This window comes from Pseudomonas marincola, from assembly GCF_900116605.1.
In the GTDB taxonomy this organism is placed as follows: Bacteria; Pseudomonadota; Gammaproteobacteria; order Pseudomonadales; family Pseudomonadaceae; genus Aquipseudomonas; species Aquipseudomonas marincola.
The window spans coordinates 19,943-38,465 of record NZ_FPBC01000015.1; the positions used below are offsets into that span (position 1 = coordinate 19,943).

Consider the following 18,523-nt stretch of genomic DNA (forward strand, 5'->3'; position numbering starts at 1 on the left):
ACTTACGCCTCGCGGCTTAACAGAGACAACTTAAGCTTTGCCCGGCGTTTAAGCCACGGGCTGGGGCGGTAGCGCGGATCGAGGTAGAAGCTATGCAGCTGCTCGAGGATCTGCAAAATTGTCTGCGCGCCGATGGCGTCGCCCCAGCTAAGCGGCCCTTGTGGATAACCCAGCCCAAGACGAATGGCCTGATCGATATCAGTCGGCGTGGCCACGCGTTGCTGGGCCATGTCACAGGCCACATTAATCACCTGCGCCAACACCCGCTGCGAGACGAAACCAGCACTGTCGCGGATCACGCTCACAGCCATACCATCGCTGCTGAACAGCGCATGTGCGCAGTCGCGCCAGTGTGGCAAAGTCACGACAGTGGTCATCAACACGCGCCGACGCGCCAGCGGCAACAGGGTGTCGAGCGCCACGCTGCGCTGCGGATCGAGCCCTTCGTTTAGCGCGCTGGAGGTCGCATCGTCGCCCAGCGGCAGCACAACTATCAGCGCATCGGCGCTGGGTTGGACGCCATGTTCAAGGGTTGCGCCCAGCACAGTAAGCAGTTGCACCACGGCATCACGTGCATCCGCCCGGGCATGGCTGACCCACACTGGCGGCATGCATTCGACCTGCGGGGCCGGTGCCTCGTCAGGGATTTGCGCGACGCCGTCGACATAGCCATAGAAACCCTGCGCGGTTTTACGCCCGAGCAGACCGGCATCGTAAAGCTGCTTGGTGATCACCGTTGGCCGATAACGCGGCTCCTGGTAATACTGCGCATAGAGCGACTCGGTGACCGGATGCGAAACATCCAGACCGGTAAGGTCGAATAGCGCGCACGGGCCCATGCGAAAACCGGCGTGCTCACAGAGGATTCGGTCGAGGTCTGCGGGTTCGAGTACAGACTCACTGAGAATGCGCATGCCCTCGGTGCCGTAGCCGCGACCACCATGATTGACGATAAAACCAGGGGTATCTTTGGCGCGCACGGCCACGTGGCCAAAGCGTTGGCCCAGCGCCAGCAGTGTTTCGCCAACCCACGCCGCGCTTTGCAGGCCGTCGATAACCTCGACCACTTTCATCAGCGGCACCGGGTTGAAGAAGTGGAAACCGCCCACGCGTGCCGGCACCCGGCATTTGGCCGCGATGGCAGTAACGGACAGCGATGAGGTATTCGTCGCCAGCAAACAATCCTCCGCAACGACCTCTTCAAGCTCTGCAAACAGCGCACGCTTGGCCTCGAGGTTTTCAACAATGGCTTCGACCACCAACTGGCAATCACTCAGCTCAGAGATGTGGCTAACACTGCGTAATCGCTGAGCCGCCAAATGTGCGCTGGCAGCGTCGAGCTTGCCTTTGCCGACGAGCCGATCCAGCGTGGCGATAATGCTTTGCTTGGCGGATTGCGCCACGCCTTCACGCACATCAAACAGCAACACCTCGACGCCTGCGAGCGCAGCGATTTGCGCAATGCCGGCGCCCATCACGCCAGCACCCACCACGGCCATTTGCCGAACATCTCGATTGGCCATGCTCATGCTCCCACATACACAGGTTTGCGCTTCTCCAGAAAGGCCTGCATGCCCTCTTTCTGGTCGGCCGAGTCGAACAGCAGTTGGAAGGACTTGCGCTCCAGCATCATCGCCGCCTCCAGCGAGGCATCCTGCCCTGCCAGCAGCACCTCTTTGATTTGCATCACCGCCAGCGGCGGCATGCTGGCGATCAATTCAGCCAAGGCCAGCGCCCGCGCCTGCACTTCGTCATCCGCCACCACTTCACTGGCCAGCCCCATGCGCAGGGCGTCGGCCGCCTTCACCGGCAAACCGGTCAGCAGCATGTGCATCGCCTGAAACTTGCCGACTGCGCGCGTCAACCGCTGGGTTCCACCCGCTCCCGGCATGATCCCAACTCGCACCTCCGGCTGGCCGAAACTGGCGCCCTCGCCCGCGACAATAATGTCGGCATGCATCGCCAGTTCACAGCCGCCGCCCAAGGCGTAGCCATTCACCGCCGCCACCACAGGTTTAGGGCATTGGGCGATGGCAGCCCAGAGCCGATGGGTATTGCGCAGCAGCATTTCCACCGCGCCGCGCTCGGCCATATCGCGGATGTCGGCACCCGCAGCGAATACTTCCTCGCCTCCGGTCAGCACGATGCAACGCACATCGGCAGCATTGCTGAGCACAGTGAAGTGCGCCGCCAGTTGTTCACGCACGGATTGGCTCAGGGCGTTACGCGCCTCGGGCCGATTGAGTCGGATCAGGGCCACGCCTGGTGATGGGCGCTCGAGAAGTACCTCACTCATAATCGACCTCTTGGCTTGATTATTATTGTTTCGCATAGCGGAATATAGTTTTGCTTTATAGGTTTAGCCTACGCAACTCGTTGCAGGTTGGCTGGCGGATTGATCGCCAATAAACGCTATGAATACCGCGTATTCAGTCACGCGATATGCGCCTGCCAACTTATGATTGAACTCATAAATTCCGCTATGCGAAACTGAGTTTTAATTTATTGACTCACTTTCTCAGCCTGTGCCAGCATCAAAGCCAGCGCCAGAAAGCTCACCTGACGCCCAAGGAACGACAATGGATAACCGCCAGCAGATCGACAACGAACTCGATAACCAAAGCCTTGAGCAGGACCGTCAGTTCGTCACGGCATTAGCACGAGGCCTGGAATTGTTGCGCTGCTTCCGCCCCGGCGAGCATCTGCTGGGCAATCAGGAACTGGCCAAACGCAGCGGCTTACCCAAGGCCACCGTGTCGCGGCTGACCTACACCCTGTCGCGTCTGGGTTATTTGCAGCACGTCGCCAGCTTGGGTAAATACGCACTCGACACCGGCGTACTGGCGCTTGGTTACGCCCATCTCAACGGGCTGGATATTCGCCGTCAGGCGCGCCCACTGATGCAGGAACTGGCAGAGCAATCGCAGAGCTCGGTATCGCTTGGCGCCCGTGACCGCCTCAGCATGGTTTATACCGAAAACTGCCAAGGCCAGGGGCCGCTGACGCTGAGACTGGACATTGGCTCGCGCATTCCCATGACCAGCACCGCGATGGGCCGCGCCTACCTCGCCGCCCTGCCGGATGCAGAACGGGACTTGTTGCTCGATCAATTGCGCCAGCGCGCAGGCGAGCAATGGCCAGAGATTCGCGATCAGTTAGAGAAAGCCTTCCGCCATTATCAGGATTTTGGCTTCTGCCTTGCCTGCGGAGATTGGCAAAAAGACATCAACGCCGCCGGAGTCCCCCTGATCAAGCCAGACGGCTCCGGCGTCGTTGCGTTCAGCGTGGGCGGCCCGGCATTTGTGCTGCGCCAGCACATGCTGGAGGACGATTTAGGGCCACGCTTGGTTCATCTGGCTCGTAACGTCGAGGCCACTATAGGCCGACAATTCCAATAAGAGGTCGACAATGATCAACGATCAGGAAACGCTCAATCTGCTGCTCGATAACCTGTCTCGCTTTGTCCGCGAACGCCTGATGCCGAATGAGGCTGAGGTCGCTGAAAACGATCACATCCCTGCCGACATCATCGCGGACATGCGCGAGATGGGCTTGTTTGGCATGTGCCTGCCGCAAGAATACGGCGGCATGAGCCTGACCATGGAAGAGGAAGTGATGGTGGCCTTTGAGCTGGGACGCACCTCGCCAGCATTCCGCTCGTTGATCGGCACCAACAATGGCATCGGCTCGCAGGGCTTGATCATTGACGGCACCCCCGCACAAAAACAGCGCTATTTGCCGCGCATGGCCACGGGCGAATTGGTCGGCTCGTTTGCCTTGACCGAGCCGGGGTCTGGCTCAGACGCGGCCTCGCTGCGCACAACCGCCGTGCGCGACGGCGACCATTACGTGCTCAATGGCACCAAACGTTTCATCACCAATGCGCCGCAAGCGGGCATTTTCACCGTGATGGCGCGCACCAACTCAGAGATCAAAGGCGCGGGCGGAATTTCAGCGTTTATCGTCGAGGCCGGAACGCCAGGCTTATCGCTGGGCAAGATTGATCGGAAGATGGGCCAGAAAGGCGCGCATACCTGCGATGTGATCTTCGAAGATTGCCGCGTGCCAGCCGAAAATCTGATTGGCGGCGTCGAAGGCGTTGGCTTCAAAACCGCGATGAAAGTGCTCGATAAAGGCCGCCTGCACATTGCTGCCGTGTGCGTTGCCGCTGCGGAGCGCATGCTGAAAGACGCGCTGGATTACGCACTGGAGCGCAAACAGTTTGGCCAACCACTGGCTGAGTTCCAGTTGATTCAGGCAATGCTCGCCGACAGCCAGGCCGATATTTACGCGGCGCGCTGCATGGTGCTCGACGCGGCGCGCAAACGTGACCTCAAGCAAGATGTTTCGATGGAAGCCTCGTGCTGCAAGATGTTCGCCTCAGAGATGTGTGGCCGTGTAGCCGACCGCGCCGTGCAGATATTTGGCGGTGCCGGTTACGTCAGTGAATATGGCATTGAGCGTTTCTACCGCGACGTACGCCTGTTCCGCATTTACGAGGGCACTACGCAAATCCAGCAATTGGTGATTGCGCGAAATTTAATCCGCCGCGTGGAGCAACACTGAAATGATGTCGCTCAGCGCCAGGCTAGCGGCATTACCCAAACGACTGCACCACATAATCGCAACCCATCCGCACGCCGCACCCGCCTTGTATGAGCACGGCGAAGTGATGACTTTTGCGATGTTGCGCGACGCCGTCGAGGAACTCGCCAAGACCTTGCGCGATGAAGGTGTGCGCGCTGGCGACCGCGTCATGCTGGTAGCGGAAAACAGCCGCTTGCTGGTCGCCGCCATTCTCGCGGCGAGCCAGCTCGACGCGTGGGCAGTCATCATCAATGCGCGCCTGTCTGCCGGGGAAATAGAAACAATTCGCCAGCACTGCGCGGCGCGGCGCGTGTTGTTCAGCAGCGCTGTCTCAACGGACGCAGCAGCCCATGCCGAACGTGCAGGCGCACAAATTCGCCATTCGGCCCTGCTCGGCAGCTATCACCTTGGGCCGCTGAATGAAGCATGTGCGCCGGAACCGGTTCACGAAGATCCCGCAATGCAGGTGGCGGCGATGATTTACACCACCGGCACCACCGGCGACCCGAAAGGTGTGATGCTGACCCATCGTAATCTGATGTTTGTCGCCGATACCGCGCGCACCATGCGCAAACTCACCGAGGCCGACAGCGTGTTTGCGGTGTTGCCGTTCTCGCACGTATTCGGCTTGTCGTCGGTGTGTCTGGCCAGTTTGTACGCTGGCTGTTCGCAGCATCTGGAAGCGCGCTTTGATCCCGCCAAGATGATCCGCGCGCTGGCGAACGACAACATCAGCATGATGCTCGGCGTGCCTGCCATGTTTGCCAAGGCGTTAGAGTTGGCAGACACGCAGCGCATCGAGCTGCGCGCCCCCACACTGCGCTTTATGTATGCAGGAGGATCGCCGCTCGACCAGACGCTGAAAGACACGGTCGAGCAACGTTTCGGCTGCGCACTGCACAACGGTTATGGATTGACCGAAAGCTCGCCGACCATCAGCCATACCCGCGTCGATCAACCGCGCCGGGATACCTCTGTCGGCCCGCCGATAGACGGCGTTGAGGTGCGCCTGCTGAATAGCCAGCGCAGCGCACCCGTTGCGCCAGGTGAAGTGGGCGAATTATGGGTACGCGGGCCGAACGTGATGAAAGGCTATTACCGCGCAGAACAGCAAACGGCCGCCGTTATCGATGCTGAGGGCTGGTTCAATACCGGCGATTTAGCCCGTGCGGACGCCGACGGTGCGCTGTTTATTGTCGGGCGCAGCAAGGAGCTGATCATCCGCTCGGGCTTCAATGTTTACCCGCCGGAAGTCGAAGCGGCGCTCAATGCCTACCCCGGCGTGGTCATGTCGGCGGTGGTCGGCCGCGCAGTGGACGGCAACGAAGAAGTGGTGGCATTCATTCAGGTGCTGGCACCAGAAACCTTCGATTTGGCGGCACTACAGGCGTTTCTCGCCGCACAATTGGCGCCGTACAAACGGCCCGGCGAGGTGCGCATTCTCAGCTCTCTGCCAGCGGCGGCGAGCGGCAAAGTACTCAAGCACCAGCTGCAAAAAATGGCGATGCACGCCTAACCCGCCTCAGATAAACCGCCGCTGGCTGCAATGGCCAGCGGCGGCTGTGTTGATCTTGCCGCCACTCATTCCCTGCTGATCATTCATCGCACGCATAGCGCTATATGCGCGTGAGCGGGACTATTGGCAGAGGAAATCCGTATAGGCTAATCTCATTATAAATAAGGTAAACACCTTAAATAATAAAAACCCGGATAGCTGCGTATTTGCGCGCTTATAACCGCTCAGGAGATAGCCAATGTCGAAGCTGACGCACTATTACAACAATAAGATCGCGGTGGTCACCGGCGCAGGTTCAGGTATTGGCCGGGCCATCGCAGAGCAGCTCAGCGCCAACGGCAGCCGGGTGTATTGCACCGACATCAACCTCAGCGCCGCCGAGCAAACCGCCGCATCACTGACAGACGCCGTGGCGTATGCACTGGATGTAACCGATGCGGATGCAGTGGGCGCATTTGCCAATGAAGTATTCGGGCGCGAAGGCCGGGTCGATCTGCTGTTCAATAACGCCGGCGTTGGCCATGCCGGCGCGGTTATCGACACTGAGCTGGCCGACTGGAAGTGGGTAATGGAGGTAAACGTGATGGGCGTCGTGCACGGCTTGCATGCCTTTTTGCCGCGCATGCTCAGCCAAACCTCGCCCGCGCATATCATTAACACCGCATCCGGCGCCGGCATTATTCCCATGCCGCGCACCGCGCCCTACTGCGCCACCAAGCATGCAATCGTTGGTCTCTCGCAATCACTCGCAGGTGAGCTGCATGGCAGCAACGTGGGCATCACCATTCTGTGCCCGGGCACGATCAACACTGCCATTATCAAGAACACCAAAATGCGTGGCAGCAGCGCACAACAACGCCAGGCGCAGGCGGTGAATCATTACGCAGAGAAAGGCGCGTCGCCCACACAAGTGGCGCAAGACGTATTGCGCGATGTGGTCAAAGGCAAACTGTTCTGCCTGACACCAATGAAAGAAGTCGGCCTCGGCTGGATTCTGCAACGCCTGTCACCTGGCTTGATGCAACGCATCATGCGCGCCCGGATGGATCAGGTAGAAGGCGTTAATGCCACCCAGAACTGAGCGCTGCGTAAGGTGCTTTACTCAGCGGACAGAAAGGTATCTTGCGGGGCTGCATCTGCACGAATCAGGTAAGGCTCAAACAATGCAGCCATCTGTTTATAACCCCAGCTCAGGTGCTTTTTAGTCACGCGGGTAATGCCGTGGCGGGAGTGCAGGTACTCTATCCAGTAGGTCGAGATGATCCAGCTATTTTCCAGCAGCACATCAAGCTCCGCCTCAGTGGCCCGTAACTGGCCGAGGCTGATCATCTCCTGCAACTTGCGGCGGCTGCGGGCTTGAACTTGATCGGACATGTCCTGCAATTGCAGGCGCATCGCCGGCTCCATGCTGAAAATGATCATGCTGTCGCGGTAAAAAAAGCGCCACTCCCACATCAGTTCAAACCAGTGGCGCAGGTGTTGGTCCTGAGAAGCCAGCTTGAGTTGCTCGGCGGCGAACTGTTCGAACAGGGCGTTAAGAATGTCGGTTTTTTTCTTGAAGTAGTAATACAGGTTGCCTTCATTGATACCCACCGCTTCAGCAATACCTGCGGTGGTAACAGCTGCAACGCTCTTGCCATTAAACAGTTTTCGGCAGGTCGCCAGTATTTGCTCACGGGTGCTTTGACGCTTCATGGATCGGCCTTGAATCGACTACCAGACATAAGGTATGCACCTTAGCTTAAACAGTCAGAACAATGCAGCGCAACGATGCTTAAATTCATCGTAGCAATCCAGAAATGTAAGTGCCGGCAAGGTGCTTACGCATAACAAGAATGGAAGAGAGCGTATGACAGTCAAACACTTTGATGTTCTAGTTTTGGGCGCAGGGTTATCGGGAATTGGCGCGGGTTACCACCTGCAAAAAAACTGCCCGAGCAAAACCTACGCGATTCTCGAAGCACGTGAAGACCTCGGTGGCACTTGGGATTTGTTTCGCTACCCGGGCATCCGCTCTGACTCGGACATGTTCACGCTGGGCTATTCATTTCGTCCGTGGACCTCTAACAAGAGCATCGTCGATGGCAGCGAAATTCTCCAGTACCTGCGTGACACCAGCCGGGAATTTGGCATCGACAGCAATATTCGCTACGGCCACCGCGTAATCGCGGCCGCGTGGTCATCGGGAGAGGCTCGCTGGACACTGGATATCGAGGTCGGCGAGCAGCGCTCACCTGTCCGATACAGCTGTAACTTCTTCTATGTCTGCAGCGGCTATTACAGTTACGAGGGCGGTTATCAACCGGATTTCCCCGGGCTCGAAAACTACACCGGGCAACTGATCCATCCGCAGCAATGGCCTGAGGGCCTCGACTACAGCGGCAAGCGCATTGTGGTGATTGGCAGTGGTGCTACTGCCGTAACGTTGGTGCCTGCGCTGGCGAAAAAGGCCGCGCATGTGACCATGTTGCAGCGCTCGCCCAGCTACGTGATGTCCCTGCCGGATGACGACGTGATAGCCAAAGCGATGCGCAAGGTTTTACCCAGCAGTTGGGTGCATAAAACCGTCCGTTTCAAGAACGTAATGCTCAGCACCGCGATCTACCGCTTGTTTCGCTTCAAGCCTGAATTTGCCAAGCGCCTGTTACGCAAAGGCATCGCCGCACACCTGCCGCAAGACTTTCCCATCGACACCCACTTCAAGCCCAGCTACAACCCGTGGGATCAGCGCTTGTGCCTGGTGCCTAATGGCGACTTGTTCACGGCGCTGCGCGAACAGAGTGCCTCTATCGTCACCGACCGCATCAGCAGTTTCACCCCAACCGGTATCACGCTTGAGTCGGGGCAGAGTCTGGACGCCGATATTGTCGTCAGCGCCACCGGTTTGAAGCTGGTCGCCTGCGGCGGCGTGCAACTGACGGTGGACGGCGCACCGGTAACCATTGGCCAGACTTACTCTTACAAAGGTTTGATGCTCTCCGGTATTCCCAACGCCGCCGTGTGTGTGGGTTACACCAACGCCTCGTGGACCCTGCGTGCGGACTTGTCGTCTGAGTTTGTATGCCGCCTGATCAATTACATGAGCCGCAAAAATTACGACCAATGCCGGCCACAAATTGACCCGAGTGAAATGGATCAGCGGCCGTTACTGGACATGACGTCCGGCTACATTCTGCGCGCCGTGGAGCAGTTTCCAAAACAGGGCAAGCAGCAGCCGTGGCAACAGAACCAGAACTACCTGCAAGACCTGCTCAGCATGAAGTTCACCACGCTCGACGACAAAGCGCTGAAGTTTTCCCGCGCTCACGCAGCTTCCAATTCACTCAAGCAGAGCGCCTGAGCTCTTTTGCCATAACGCATGGGCGCAGCGCCGCGCCCGCTAAACAGCGGAGAATGCAGATGACTTTTATCGAGCGTGAACAATCATTGACCTCGGATGAGGACGCGATCACTGAGTTGCAGCGCGTGTTTGCGCTGCAGAAGAAAGCCTTTGTCGAACAGCCGCAGCCTGATCTTGATCAGCGCTTGGAATTGCTCGGTGCACTGGCGCATATGATGATCAGCAACCGTCTGAAAATTCAGCAGGCGCTGGTGGCAGACTTTGGCTCGCACCCGAGCCAATTTGCCGATTTGGTTGAATGCCTGGGCGTTGCCGGTCGCGTGCAATATGTGGCGAGCAACCTTGGCGAATGGATGAAACCGCAACAACGGCCCATTGAGCCGGCACTTTACGGCACGGCTAAGGCGTATGTGTTGGCGCAACCCAAGGGCGTGGTCGGCAACATGGCGCCGTGGAATTTTCCCTTCGATATTGGCATTGGTCCTGTGGTTGAAATGCTCGCAGCAGGCAACCGGGCCATTATCAAACCGTCGGACCTGACGCCGGCCTGCAGCGAGTTGACGCTTGAGATGATCAGGTCAGCGTTTGATATTGATCAGGTCGCGGCCATCTCCGGCGGCCTGCAATTGGCCAAGTTTTTCCCGACTCTCAACTGGGACCATTTGATGTACACCGGCAGCACGGAAGTCGGCCGTTCAGTGGCAATCAGCGCTGCACAAAACCTCGTGCCAGTCACCCTGGAACTTGGTGGCAAATGCCCTGCCTTAGTGGCTGCCGACGGCTTGAACAGCCGAAATATCGAACAAATTGTGGGCTGCAAAACCATCAAAAGCGGACAGATGTGCGTGACAGTGGATTACGCCCTGGTGCCGGAAAACCAGCAGGACGATTTCGTTCGTCTGGTGCAACAACACATGGATGCAACATTTACCCACGGAGCCAGCGAGGCCGACACCACCGGCATTATCAATGCCCGCCACCTGGCTCGCCTGCAAGGTTATCTGGACGATGCGCAGGCCAAAGGTGCCACCCTGATTCCCATTGGCGATGCCACGGACAAAGCGGCGCGCAAGATGCCGCTGACCTTGGTGCTCAACGTCACGGACGACATGGCGCTGATGCAAAACGAGATTTTCGGCCCGATCTTGCCGGTTAAAACCTACCGCGACATTGATCAGGCCATTGCCACAATCAACGCCGGTGAGCGCCCGCTGGGCATTTATGTGTTCACCGACACCCCGGCAATTGCCCAGCGGGTGCTGGCGCGGACAGTGTCCGGCGGTGCGTGTGTCAATTCTGCCGCACTGCATGCCGCGATGCCTTCCCTGCCCTTCGGCGGCATCGGCAAAAGTGGCAGCGGTCGCCATCATGGCGTTGAGGGCTTCAACGAGTTCTCGAATCAACGGGCCATTTTCGAGCGCGGCGAGAATGACAACATCCGCGCCATGTTCGCCCCGTACGGTGATCTGGCCAATGGTTTGATCGAAGGCGCCCTGACAGGTGAAAGTTAATTTGAGCTTGGTAGTAAACAGGACCGCGGATAGCCCTGCGGGGCTATCCGCAATGGCTAGCTGAATACCTGATCGAGCGCCGGTCAACTCCTCAAGCGCCCCAGCAGCACATCTTTGCCCCCTCTTTCGCCCGGCAAGCAGATTCATACCGGGCACTGAGGATTATCTAACCAATCAATCCTTCAGCTTTGGCCAGCGCCACCGCTTGCGTGCGACGCTGCACGCCGAGCTTGGTATTGATACGCCGGGCATGCGATTTAACCGTGTGCAGCGAGATGAACAAGGCCTCGGCTATCTGCTGATTGGAGCAGCCCTTGGCGATCAGATCGAGCACGGCTATTTCGCGTTTACTCAGCACCGGCACACTTGATGGCAGGGTTGTATCCACCGCCTCACTGGCGCTGATCAGGTGCTGGCGCAAGGGTTGTAACTGACTATTGAGTAGCAGCACATCTTCCAGCCATTGGGGCTGCGATTGCATGAGTTCAAGCACAGGCCGGAAGTGCTCCTGACGCTGCGCCTCAAGCAAGGCTGCGGACAACTCCTGATCCGCGCGCTGCGGCTCGCCGAGCTGTTCCAGCGCCTGTGCACAGTGCATTTGCGCCTGAGTGGCCAGGCTCAAATGCCCGGATTCAGTGAACTCGTGCATCATCTGCTGCAAGTCGGCCAATGCTTGCGCCGTCTGGCCGGTGGCAATCCTGCCTCGCGCCTCCAGCAATCGCGACATCGGCAATAAGTTGCAGAACCCGGAAGGCGCCAAAAACTTGTGCTCCTGCAGGTGCTCGCGCACTTCTGTAAACACACTCAGGGCTTTCTCGGCGTCGCCCAGATGCAACCAGAGTTGGCCCTTGGCCAGGCTCAACGCTTCGTGATAACGCATGCGCGGCACCCGATACGCCTGCATCTTCTGCTCGGCGTTACGCAGATGCTGCTGCGCGGCCTCAAAGTGCCCCTCCTGCAAACACAACTCGGCCAGGCCGATATGGCCATGCAACGAGTAGGCATCTTCACAGGTTTCAGCCTCTTGTATGCCTGCTTCAAAGGCCTCGCGCGCCAACATCCGCTCGCCCCGTCCGGCATGCAAAAGACCGCGCAAGAGCAACAACCTCGCATAGACCGGGCCGCGCATACCGCCGTCCTTCAAGAGGCTCACGGCATATTCAGTGCGTTCTTTGGCAACCTGGCGCTGGCCACGCATGATCAGCAAATGCACTTGATCAATGGTAAGCAGCGCATCAAACAGGATGTTGCGGTGCTCACGCGCCAGTTTCAGGCCCTGATTGCAATGCTCTTCAGCCAGCGTCAGATTTTGCTCTGCGCCCGCCTGCTGGGTGAGCGCCTGATGACACAGAACCTGCTGCGACCAGCCACGTTCGTCCAGTTTGCTCAGCGCTTCAAGGCAATGCTGTCGCGCACTGGCAAGGCCGCGCTGACGGTGTAACACGCCCATGATGACTTGATAATTGGCCAGCAGCAGTTGTTGCCGCTTGGCCGATGGCTGCGGCATGTAGCGCGCCAGCTCATCAATGCAGTCCTCGACTTCATCGAGGCGGGTACAAATGATCAGCGCCCAGGCTTGCAGAATAATCAGGTGCGGAGTGCTGGCAAACAAGCTCGCCGGCAGTTCTTCACGCCAGTGCAACAGCTGAGAAACACTCTGACCAATCAACAGCTGATCTTCACCGTAGCGCTGCAAATAGCTGGCAGCCGTTTCCGGCTGATCCGCACACAAGGCATGCTCCACGGCATCACGCACTTCACCGCGCTGGGCAAACCACTGGCACGCCAGAATGTGCTGATGCAACGGCGGCAGACATTGCGGGAGTAGCTTGAGCTGTTTGGCAAAGGCTGGCGACAGGCAATACCACTCACCTTGCTCATCCAGCTGGGACAAGAACAGCTGGTGCTGACGCAATTGCTCGATAACCTGAGCGCCGTCGTGGACTTCAAGCATGTGCTGGCAAAGTGCGGCCGAGAATCGCGGTATATGCGCAAGGATCAGCACCACTTCGCGCAATTCGTCGGACAACTCATCGAGCACTTCGCGCTGGATGTATTCGAGTAACAGTGCAGAGCCGGCCTCAAGGCGCTGGCCCAGCTCGGACATATTGCCCTCGATCAGGTGCAGGCAAATGCCCGCGAGCCAACCCTCGGTGGACTGATGCAACTGGGCAGCCAACGGGCCCGGCAATGGGGCTTTGAGCTGCTGCAAGTAACCCGACAATTCATCAATACTCAGCGCCAGTGCCTGCGCATTACGCTCTTGGATTGCGCCCTGCAACAGCAGCCGCGGCAGATGCCATTCAGGCCTTCTGCGCCCGGCAATCCACCAGCGCAGTGTGTGCGGTGAGCGCTCAAGCAAATGATCGAGGCAGGCGTCCAGCTCAGCACAAGGCTGACGCGGGTAATCATCGAGAATGATCCACACCGGCTGCTGCACCAGCCGGCCAATCAGCAAGCTCAGCTCTGTCGCCGCATCACCCTCGCCGACCGGCAGATGCAATGAGGCCGCCAGACGGGCAAGCAAATCTTCAGGTGTAAGGGTGTGGCCGAGTAAATCAAGCCAGACAATACGCGTGGCCATACTGGCTTGGCGTACACATTCATTGAGCAGCACGCTCTTGCCATAACCGGCCGGCGCGCAGATAAGAGTGACGCGGCTGTCTTCGCCTACAAGGCTTTCAACCAGACGAGGACGCGCAACATGATTGGCGGGTAGTCGCGGCAAGCTGACATCCAGCGCTCGCACACGCGATCCGGGTAACGCACGAACATTGTCGTGCATGGTCTGGCCTCTCTCTTATTAGTATAAGGCCTGCACCCATCCCCTCAGGTACAGGCTGATATTCGTGGAAAGGCGGCTCTGAGGCCGCCTTTCGTTGTGCTACTGGTAACTCACTACGATCAACGTACCCCGGCGTTACGCAATGCGGCTGGGGTGAAGTCAGCAGCGCTGGCTTTAACACCAAACTGCACGAACTCTTTCTCTTCGTTGCTCATGCCAGTGACAATGTAGCGGCCAGCGATGAGATCGTACAAGCCCTCAAATGCAAAAGCCGGAACCTCGCGCTGATAATACTGCATCATCATCGCCTGACCGACGCGCCACAACTGGCCGCGACCGTCGTACAAGTCAGAGAGTACGATGGTCCAGGAGTCCTCATCCATGAAGAAGGTGCGCTTGGCGTAGATATTCCGCTCACCGGACTTCAACGTCGCCTGCACTTCCCATACACGGTGCAACTCATAGCGCGCCAGATCCTGATTGGAGTGGCCTGCCAAGAGCAGATCCTTGTACTTCAGCGACGGGCTGGCAATGCGGTAGTTGTTGTACGGGATGTACATTTCGCGCTTGCCCACCAGTTTCCAGTCGTAACGATCTGGCGCACCGTTGTACATGTCGAAGTTATCCGAAGTGCGCAAGCCGTCAGCCGCAGTACCCGGACCGTCATACGCTACCTGTGGAGCACGGCGAACGCGGCGCTGACCGGCGTTATAGATCCACGCAGAGCGCGGGTCCTTAACCTGATCAAGCGAGTCATGCACCAGCAACACGTTACCGGCCAGACGCGACGGTGCAGTGATGCGCTGCTTGAAGAACGGCAAGGCGTTGGATGCGCGCTCTGGCGCCAGGTCCGGCATGAAGTCCGGGAAAGCCACTTCATCCTCGAAATTTACCGCTGTGAACGAGCCGTTAGTTTGTGGCGCAGCCTGGATGTACAGACGCTTGAGGTTGCCCCCGCGATAACGGGTGGTGTGGTTCCAGACAGCTTCAACCCCGCTTTGCGGAATCGGGAACGGATAATAACGGCTTTCGGTAAAGTTCTTCAGGCCGTTGCCACCCTCGACCAGCGTGGTTTTGGCAGCACTGATCTTGGCCCTTTCCTGAATATCCTTGGGCACCGTGGCAGTACGATGGGTCTCGAAAACCGGCATTTTGAACGTATCAGGATAACGCTTGAGCATCGCAATCATGCCCGGAGAAAGCTTGTCCTTATACTGGTCCATGTTTTGCGCAGTGATAATGAACTTGGGCTTTTCGTTCGGGAACGGATCACCCAAAAAGCCGTTACTGGTCACTGGCGCCGCGTCTACCGGCAGGCCGCCAGTCCAGGCAGGAATGGTGCCATCGGCGTTACCGGCCATTTCGCCACCCAACGGGGTCAGGCTGGTGCCCAGCTTTGCGACTTCCGACGCAGGTACTGCGGCCATGACGCTGCTGGCTAGCAACGAGAAGGTGAGCGCAGTAATCAGTTTACTTGTTGTTTTCATATGACTGATTCTCCGTACTGACATTATTAGAAGTTCACGCCAAAGCTGAGCGCGACGAAGTCACGGTCAGTTGCAACGTTGTAAGAGCCGCCGAAGAATTCGGTCACGTTCAGGCTCGCCGTGTAGGTGTTCTGGTACTCAGCATCCAATCCGAAACTGACAGCCTTGGACCCTTCGTTGAAGGTCGGGCCATAGCCTTGCACGTCATGCGAGAAGGCCATGTTCGGCTTCAGGTTGATCCCGGCGAATACGTCGTTGTAGTCAAGCACACCGCGGGCGCGATAGCCCCATGACGAACTGGTGAAGAAGCCGTGGGAACCATAGCGCTCATCAGCCAGCGCATTTTCCGGCACGCCGAAGGTCGCATCACGGCCGAAGCGGTTACCCACCTCATTGGTCATGCCGCCTACGCGGGTATAGCCAACTTCACCCACCAGGGTTAAGCGACTGGCGCCGAGAATCTGGTCGAAGAAGTGCACGAAGGTGGTTTGCGCCTGAGTCACCTCTTTGCGCTGATAACCATGGGTTTCCAGCCCGGCTGTTGCCAAAGCGCCAGCTACGCCACCGGTGGTAAGCCCGCCAACGACCGTAGTCGCAAGGTTTGGCGTCAGGTCAGTGGTGTTGGTTTGCAGCGGCATGTTCGGCCGGTAGCTCACCTCACCCGACCATGAGGTCCCTGTCGGCAGGGTTGTGGCGAAGCTCAAACCGTAAAGACGAATGTCTTCCGGATATTCCAAGAAGTAGGTACCCCGACCAATCAGCAGTGCCTGCGCACCCAGAGCGCCCGCAGGCCCCTGCAGCGATTGCAAGGCGGCGCCAATACCGGCGCGGTCAGTATTCTGCATGCTGACGATTGGCGTGCGGCTGTGGTAGTTCATGAAGTAGGCACCGTACTCGGTGTCATCCCCCAGCCAGCGCAATGCCATACCCCACTGGCCATCATCGCGTGCGTCACGATCCCCACCGCGCGGCAGCAGCAAGCCTTCATTTTCAACCGTTACGCCAGGCAATAAACCTGCGCCGGAAGCACCTTGCAACGCAGCGATAGAGTTTGGATCGAGAATGTTGTAGTTGGTGTTACAGCCATCGGCCGCTACGTCGGTAGTCGCGAAGAAGGTTCCGCAGTTATCGAGAATCGTCTGATCCCACTCCAACTGATAAAACGCTTCAGCCGAGAGATTTTCCGTGATGCTCTGTGACAGGTAGAACATGTTGACCGGGATCAGACCTTCCTTGATTTCGGCCCCCGGACGACGAAATGCGGAGACGTCGATCGGGTTGATCGAGTTGATGCTGTTACCGATGAAGGTACTTTCACCCCAGCTGACAACCTGCTTACCCAGACGCACACTGCCCGGCACATCGCCAATCGAGTAGTTGTGGTAAACGAAGGCATCGAGAATCTCTGCGCCAGAAGATTGCGCGCTGACTTTACGGTTGTGATCGTCGATATCCTTGAACTCGCGCCCTTCATCCTTGAGCTCGAAGTCGTACCAGTACTTGCCGCGAACAAACACCCCGGTGTCGCCGTATCTCAGCTCCAGGTCGTGAATACCCTTGAAAATTTTCGAGAAGGTTTTGTTCTTTTTGAAGTTCAGACGACCGTCATCGTTTGTCTGAGTAAATGCAGTACCGCCATTGGCCATACCGATCAGCTCATTGTCCGGATCTTCTGTCGACCAACTGGCCCCTACCGACAGCGAGGAGTCAAACTGCCCCTCAAGCTCACCGATATTGAAGTTGAGTGCGTGGGCTGGAGCGGCAACACTCATTGCGATAGCGACTGCGAGGGCGTGCGGACTTAATACCCCGGGCCATGTTGTTTTTGTCATACGGCTCTCCTTGGATGTGGGTGTAGCTGGCAACGACATTAGCACGCAGAACTAGTCGTTTCGGCCCACAAAAGGAGGAATTTGCAGCTTTAGCTCGAAAGTATGAATACCCTTCTAGAACGAACTTCATAGCGCATTAACACGCAAATGAATGATCCATCATTAGCCATAAATACATGCCATGGCCACGCGCAAATCAAGGGATTAGTTTTTAAGGTGAACACCTGAATTTAGGCGCTGAAAATGGCGTGTTTAAGCGGTTCAGGCAATGCCGCTCATACAACTCGAGTTGCCTGCTGGCGATGCTGTTAAAACAGCTGTCCAAGTGCCATTAATCCGTTATCACTGCTACTCATAAAAAACGCTGGAGATGGACAGCTACTCACACTGATCGGGCAGCGAAACTTTGAAACAGCAACCGCCCCGCTGCCCGCAATATCGCCCCAACAGCGCCTGCAAAAAACCTGATCCAGCACGACAAAGTCAAGAATATCGCGGCCTCCAGCGAATCCGAGATACTGAAAAAAACTGTTACTTTTTTTCCTGTTGTGGTTTTTAAACGAAACAACTGCATGGCAATTAGCGCCCCTGAGCTGCCTCAAATAGCCATTGGCGGCGCCCTTTACAGGGCTTAAGCTGCGCACTTTTAACTGCCCAGAGCCGAAAAAATGGAGTTCACCGAGATCGCTTTGCTGATTGCAGCGGGTTTTGCTGCTGGCGGTATGAATGCGCTGGCGGGCGGCGGCACATTTTTCTCTTTCCCGGCCCTGCTCGCCACAGGTTTACCACCCGTGACGGCCAACGCAACGAATGCAGTGGCGCTGTGGCCGGCAAGCGTGGCCGCTGCGTGGGCAGCTCGAAGCACGTTGCGGCCACTGGGCAAGTATCTATTGCCATTACTGCTGGCAGGATTCGCCGGAGGCTTGCTCGGCGGCCTGTTGCTGTTACTTGGCGGTGATGAGATTTTCCGTGGGCTGATTCCGTGGCTGTTACTCGCCGCTACGGCATTGTTTGCGGCCAGCCCAAGCCTGAGTCGCGCACTCGCGGCCAGGCGTAAAGAAGCAGCACAACCGCCGCATTCACCGCTGTCTCTGGCCGCGCATGGATTGGTGTCGGTTTATGGCGGTTACTTCGGTGCGGGCATGGGCATTTTGCAGTTGGCGGCATTCTCGATTGAGGGCCATCCGCTGGCTCGCAGTAATGCCCTGAAAAACCTGATCTCGGCGGTCATTTACAGCGTTGCCACTGCAACGTTCATTGTGGCGGGCCGCGTGAGCTGGACTGAACTGCTGATACTCCTCACCGGCGCCACGCTCGGTGGCTATGCTGGCGGCGCCTTGGGCCAGCGCCTGCCGCCCAAATTTTTACGCTTGCTGGTGTTGGCGGTCGGCGCGGGCATGACGGTTTATTATTCCTGGGCGACTTACTTCAAGCACTGAGGTCGCGGCTGGCGCGCCGATTTGCC

The 18,523-nt window shown here is 57.8% G+C and carries 12 protein-coding genes and 2 pseudogenes; 7 read left to right on the forward strand and 7 right to left on the reverse strand.

All coding sequences use genetic code 11. The features are described from left to right. Positions 1 to 2: 2 nt before the first annotated feature. Positions 3 to 1,523 (reverse strand): 3-hydroxyacyl-CoA dehydrogenase, encoded by a 1,521-nt coding sequence (locus BM395_RS19290; protein ID WP_090515075.1) that lies wholly within the window; start codon positions 1,521 to 1,523, stop codon positions 3 to 5. A 2-nt stretch (positions 1,524 to 1,525) separates the two neighbouring features. Next, positions 1,526 to 2,296, reverse strand: coding sequence for an enoyl-CoA hydratase (locus BM395_RS19295; RefSeq protein WP_090514994.1), 771 nt, complete (start codon positions 2,294 to 2,296; stop codon positions 1,526 to 1,528). A gap of 283 nt (positions 2,297 to 2,579) precedes the next feature. Between BM395_RS19295 and BM395_RS19300 the strand changes: the two genes are divergently transcribed. The 4 genes from BM395_RS19300 (at position 2,580) to BM395_RS19315 (ending at position 7,184) form a co-directional block, all read left to right on the forward strand. After that, on the forward strand, positions 2,580 to 3,398 hold the full coding sequence (locus BM395_RS19300; protein WP_090514996.1) for an IclR family transcriptional regulator: 819 nt from the start codon (positions 2,580 to 2,582) through the stop codon (positions 3,396 to 3,398). A gap of 10 nt (positions 3,399 to 3,408) precedes the next feature. After that, positions 3,409 to 4,566, forward strand: a complete 1,158-nt coding sequence (locus BM395_RS19305; protein WP_090514998.1) for an acyl-CoA dehydrogenase family protein — start codon at positions 3,409 to 3,411, stop codon at positions 4,564 to 4,566. A 1-nt stretch (position 4,567) separates the two neighbouring features. Beyond that, on the forward strand, positions 4,568 to 6,103 hold the full coding sequence (locus tag BM395_RS19310; protein ID WP_090515000.1) for a class I adenylate-forming enzyme family protein: 1,536 nt from the start codon (positions 4,568 to 4,570) through the stop codon (positions 6,101 to 6,103). A 238-nt stretch (positions 6,104 to 6,341) separates the two neighbouring features. Further along, positions 6,342 to 7,184, forward strand: coding sequence for an SDR family NAD(P)-dependent oxidoreductase (locus tag BM395_RS19315; protein ID WP_090515003.1), 843 nt, complete (start codon positions 6,342 to 6,344; stop codon positions 7,182 to 7,184). Between the two features lie 17 nt (positions 7,185 to 7,201). Here the strand turns inward: BM395_RS19315 and BM395_RS19320 are convergent, their stop codons facing one another. After that, entirely contained in the window at positions 7,202 to 7,798 is a 597-nt protein-coding gene (locus BM395_RS19320; protein WP_090515006.1) for a TetR/AcrR family transcriptional regulator, read from the reverse strand. A gap of 154 nt (positions 7,799 to 7,952) precedes the next feature. Here BM395_RS19320 and BM395_RS19325 point away from each other — a divergent pair, with 154 nt between their 5' ends. Further along, entirely contained in the window at positions 7,953 to 9,443 is a 1,491-nt protein-coding gene (locus BM395_RS19325) for a flavin-containing monooxygenase (protein ID WP_090515008.1), read from the forward strand. 59 nt (positions 9,444 to 9,502) lie between these two features. After that, entirely contained in the window at positions 9,503 to 10,954 is a 1,452-nt protein-coding gene (locus BM395_RS19330) for an aldehyde dehydrogenase family protein (protein WP_090515077.1), read from the forward strand. Between the two features lie 166 nt (positions 10,955 to 11,120). Here the strand turns inward: BM395_RS19330 and BM395_RS23895 are convergent. From BM395_RS23895 to BM395_RS19345, 4 genes and pseudogenes are all read right to left on the reverse strand, one after another. Then, positions 11,121 to 11,309: pseudogene (locus BM395_RS23895) on the reverse strand (response regulator transcription factor); the annotation flags it as partial. Positions 11,310 to 11,453: 144 nt separating this feature from the next. Further along, positions 11,454 to 13,739 (reverse strand): annotated as a pseudogene (locus tag BM395_RS19335) (winged helix-turn-helix domain-containing protein); the annotation flags it as partial. 119 nt (positions 13,740 to 13,858) lie between these two features. Further along, positions 13,859 to 15,226 carry a DUF1329 domain-containing protein gene (locus tag BM395_RS19340; protein WP_090515012.1) on the reverse strand — a complete coding sequence of 456 codons (1,368 nt, stop codon included), beginning with the start codon at positions 15,224 to 15,226 and terminating at the stop codon, positions 13,859 to 13,861. A 26-nt stretch (positions 15,227 to 15,252) separates the two neighbouring features. Next, positions 15,253 to 17,058, reverse strand: coding sequence for a DUF1302 domain-containing protein (locus tag BM395_RS19345; protein ID WP_090515014.1), 1,806 nt, complete (start codon positions 17,056 to 17,058; stop codon positions 15,253 to 15,255). 668 nt (positions 17,059 to 17,726) lie between these two features. Here BM395_RS19345 and BM395_RS19350 point away from each other — a divergent pair. Then, positions 17,727 to 18,497, forward strand: coding sequence for a sulfite exporter TauE/SafE family protein (locus tag BM395_RS19350; protein ID WP_090515016.1), 771 nt, complete (start codon positions 17,727 to 17,729; stop codon positions 18,495 to 18,497). Positions 18,498 to 18,523 lie beyond the last annotated feature (26 nt).

Excerpts from the sequence above, each read along its gene's own strand:
- BM395_RS19290 (WP_090515075.1), bottom strand. The coding sequence starts at position 1,523 with ATGGCCAATCGAGATGTTCGGCAAATGGCCGTGGTGGGTGCTGGCGTG.
- BM395_RS19295 (WP_090514994.1), bottom strand. The coding sequence starts at position 2,296 with ATGAGTGAGGTACTTCTCGAGCGCCCATCACCAGGCGTGGCCCTGATC.
- BM395_RS19300 (WP_090514996.1), top strand. The coding sequence starts at position 2,580 with ATGGATAACCGCCAGCAGATCGACAACGAACTCGATAACCAAAGCCTT.
- BM395_RS19305 (WP_090514998.1), top strand. The coding sequence starts at position 3,409 with ATGATCAACGATCAGGAAACGCTCAATCTGCTGCTCGATAACCTGTCT.
- BM395_RS19310 (WP_090515000.1), top strand. The coding sequence starts at position 4,568 with ATGATGTCGCTCAGCGCCAGGCTAGCGGCATTACCCAAACGACTGCAC.
- BM395_RS19315 (WP_090515003.1), top strand. The coding sequence starts at position 6,342 with ATGTCGAAGCTGACGCACTATTACAACAATAAGATCGCGGTGGTCACC.
- BM395_RS19320 (WP_090515006.1), bottom strand. The coding sequence starts at position 7,798 with ATGAAGCGTCAAAGCACCCGTGAGCAAATACTGGCGACCTGCCGAAAA.
- BM395_RS19325 (WP_090515008.1), top strand. The coding sequence starts at position 7,953 with ATGACAGTCAAACACTTTGATGTTCTAGTTTTGGGCGCAGGGTTATCG.
- BM395_RS19330 (WP_090515077.1), top strand. The coding sequence starts at position 9,503 with ATGACTTTTATCGAGCGTGAACAATCATTGACCTCGGATGAGGACGCG.
- BM395_RS19340 (WP_090515012.1), bottom strand. The coding sequence starts at position 15,226 with ATGAAAACAACAAGTAAACTGATTACTGCGCTCACCTTCTCGTTGCTA.
- BM395_RS19345 (WP_090515014.1), bottom strand. The coding sequence starts at position 17,058 with ATGACAAAAACAACATGGCCCGGGGTATTAAGTCCGCACGCCCTCGCA.
- BM395_RS19350 (WP_090515016.1), top strand. The coding sequence starts at position 17,727 with ATGGAGTTCACCGAGATCGCTTTGCTGATTGCAGCGGGTTTTGCTGCT.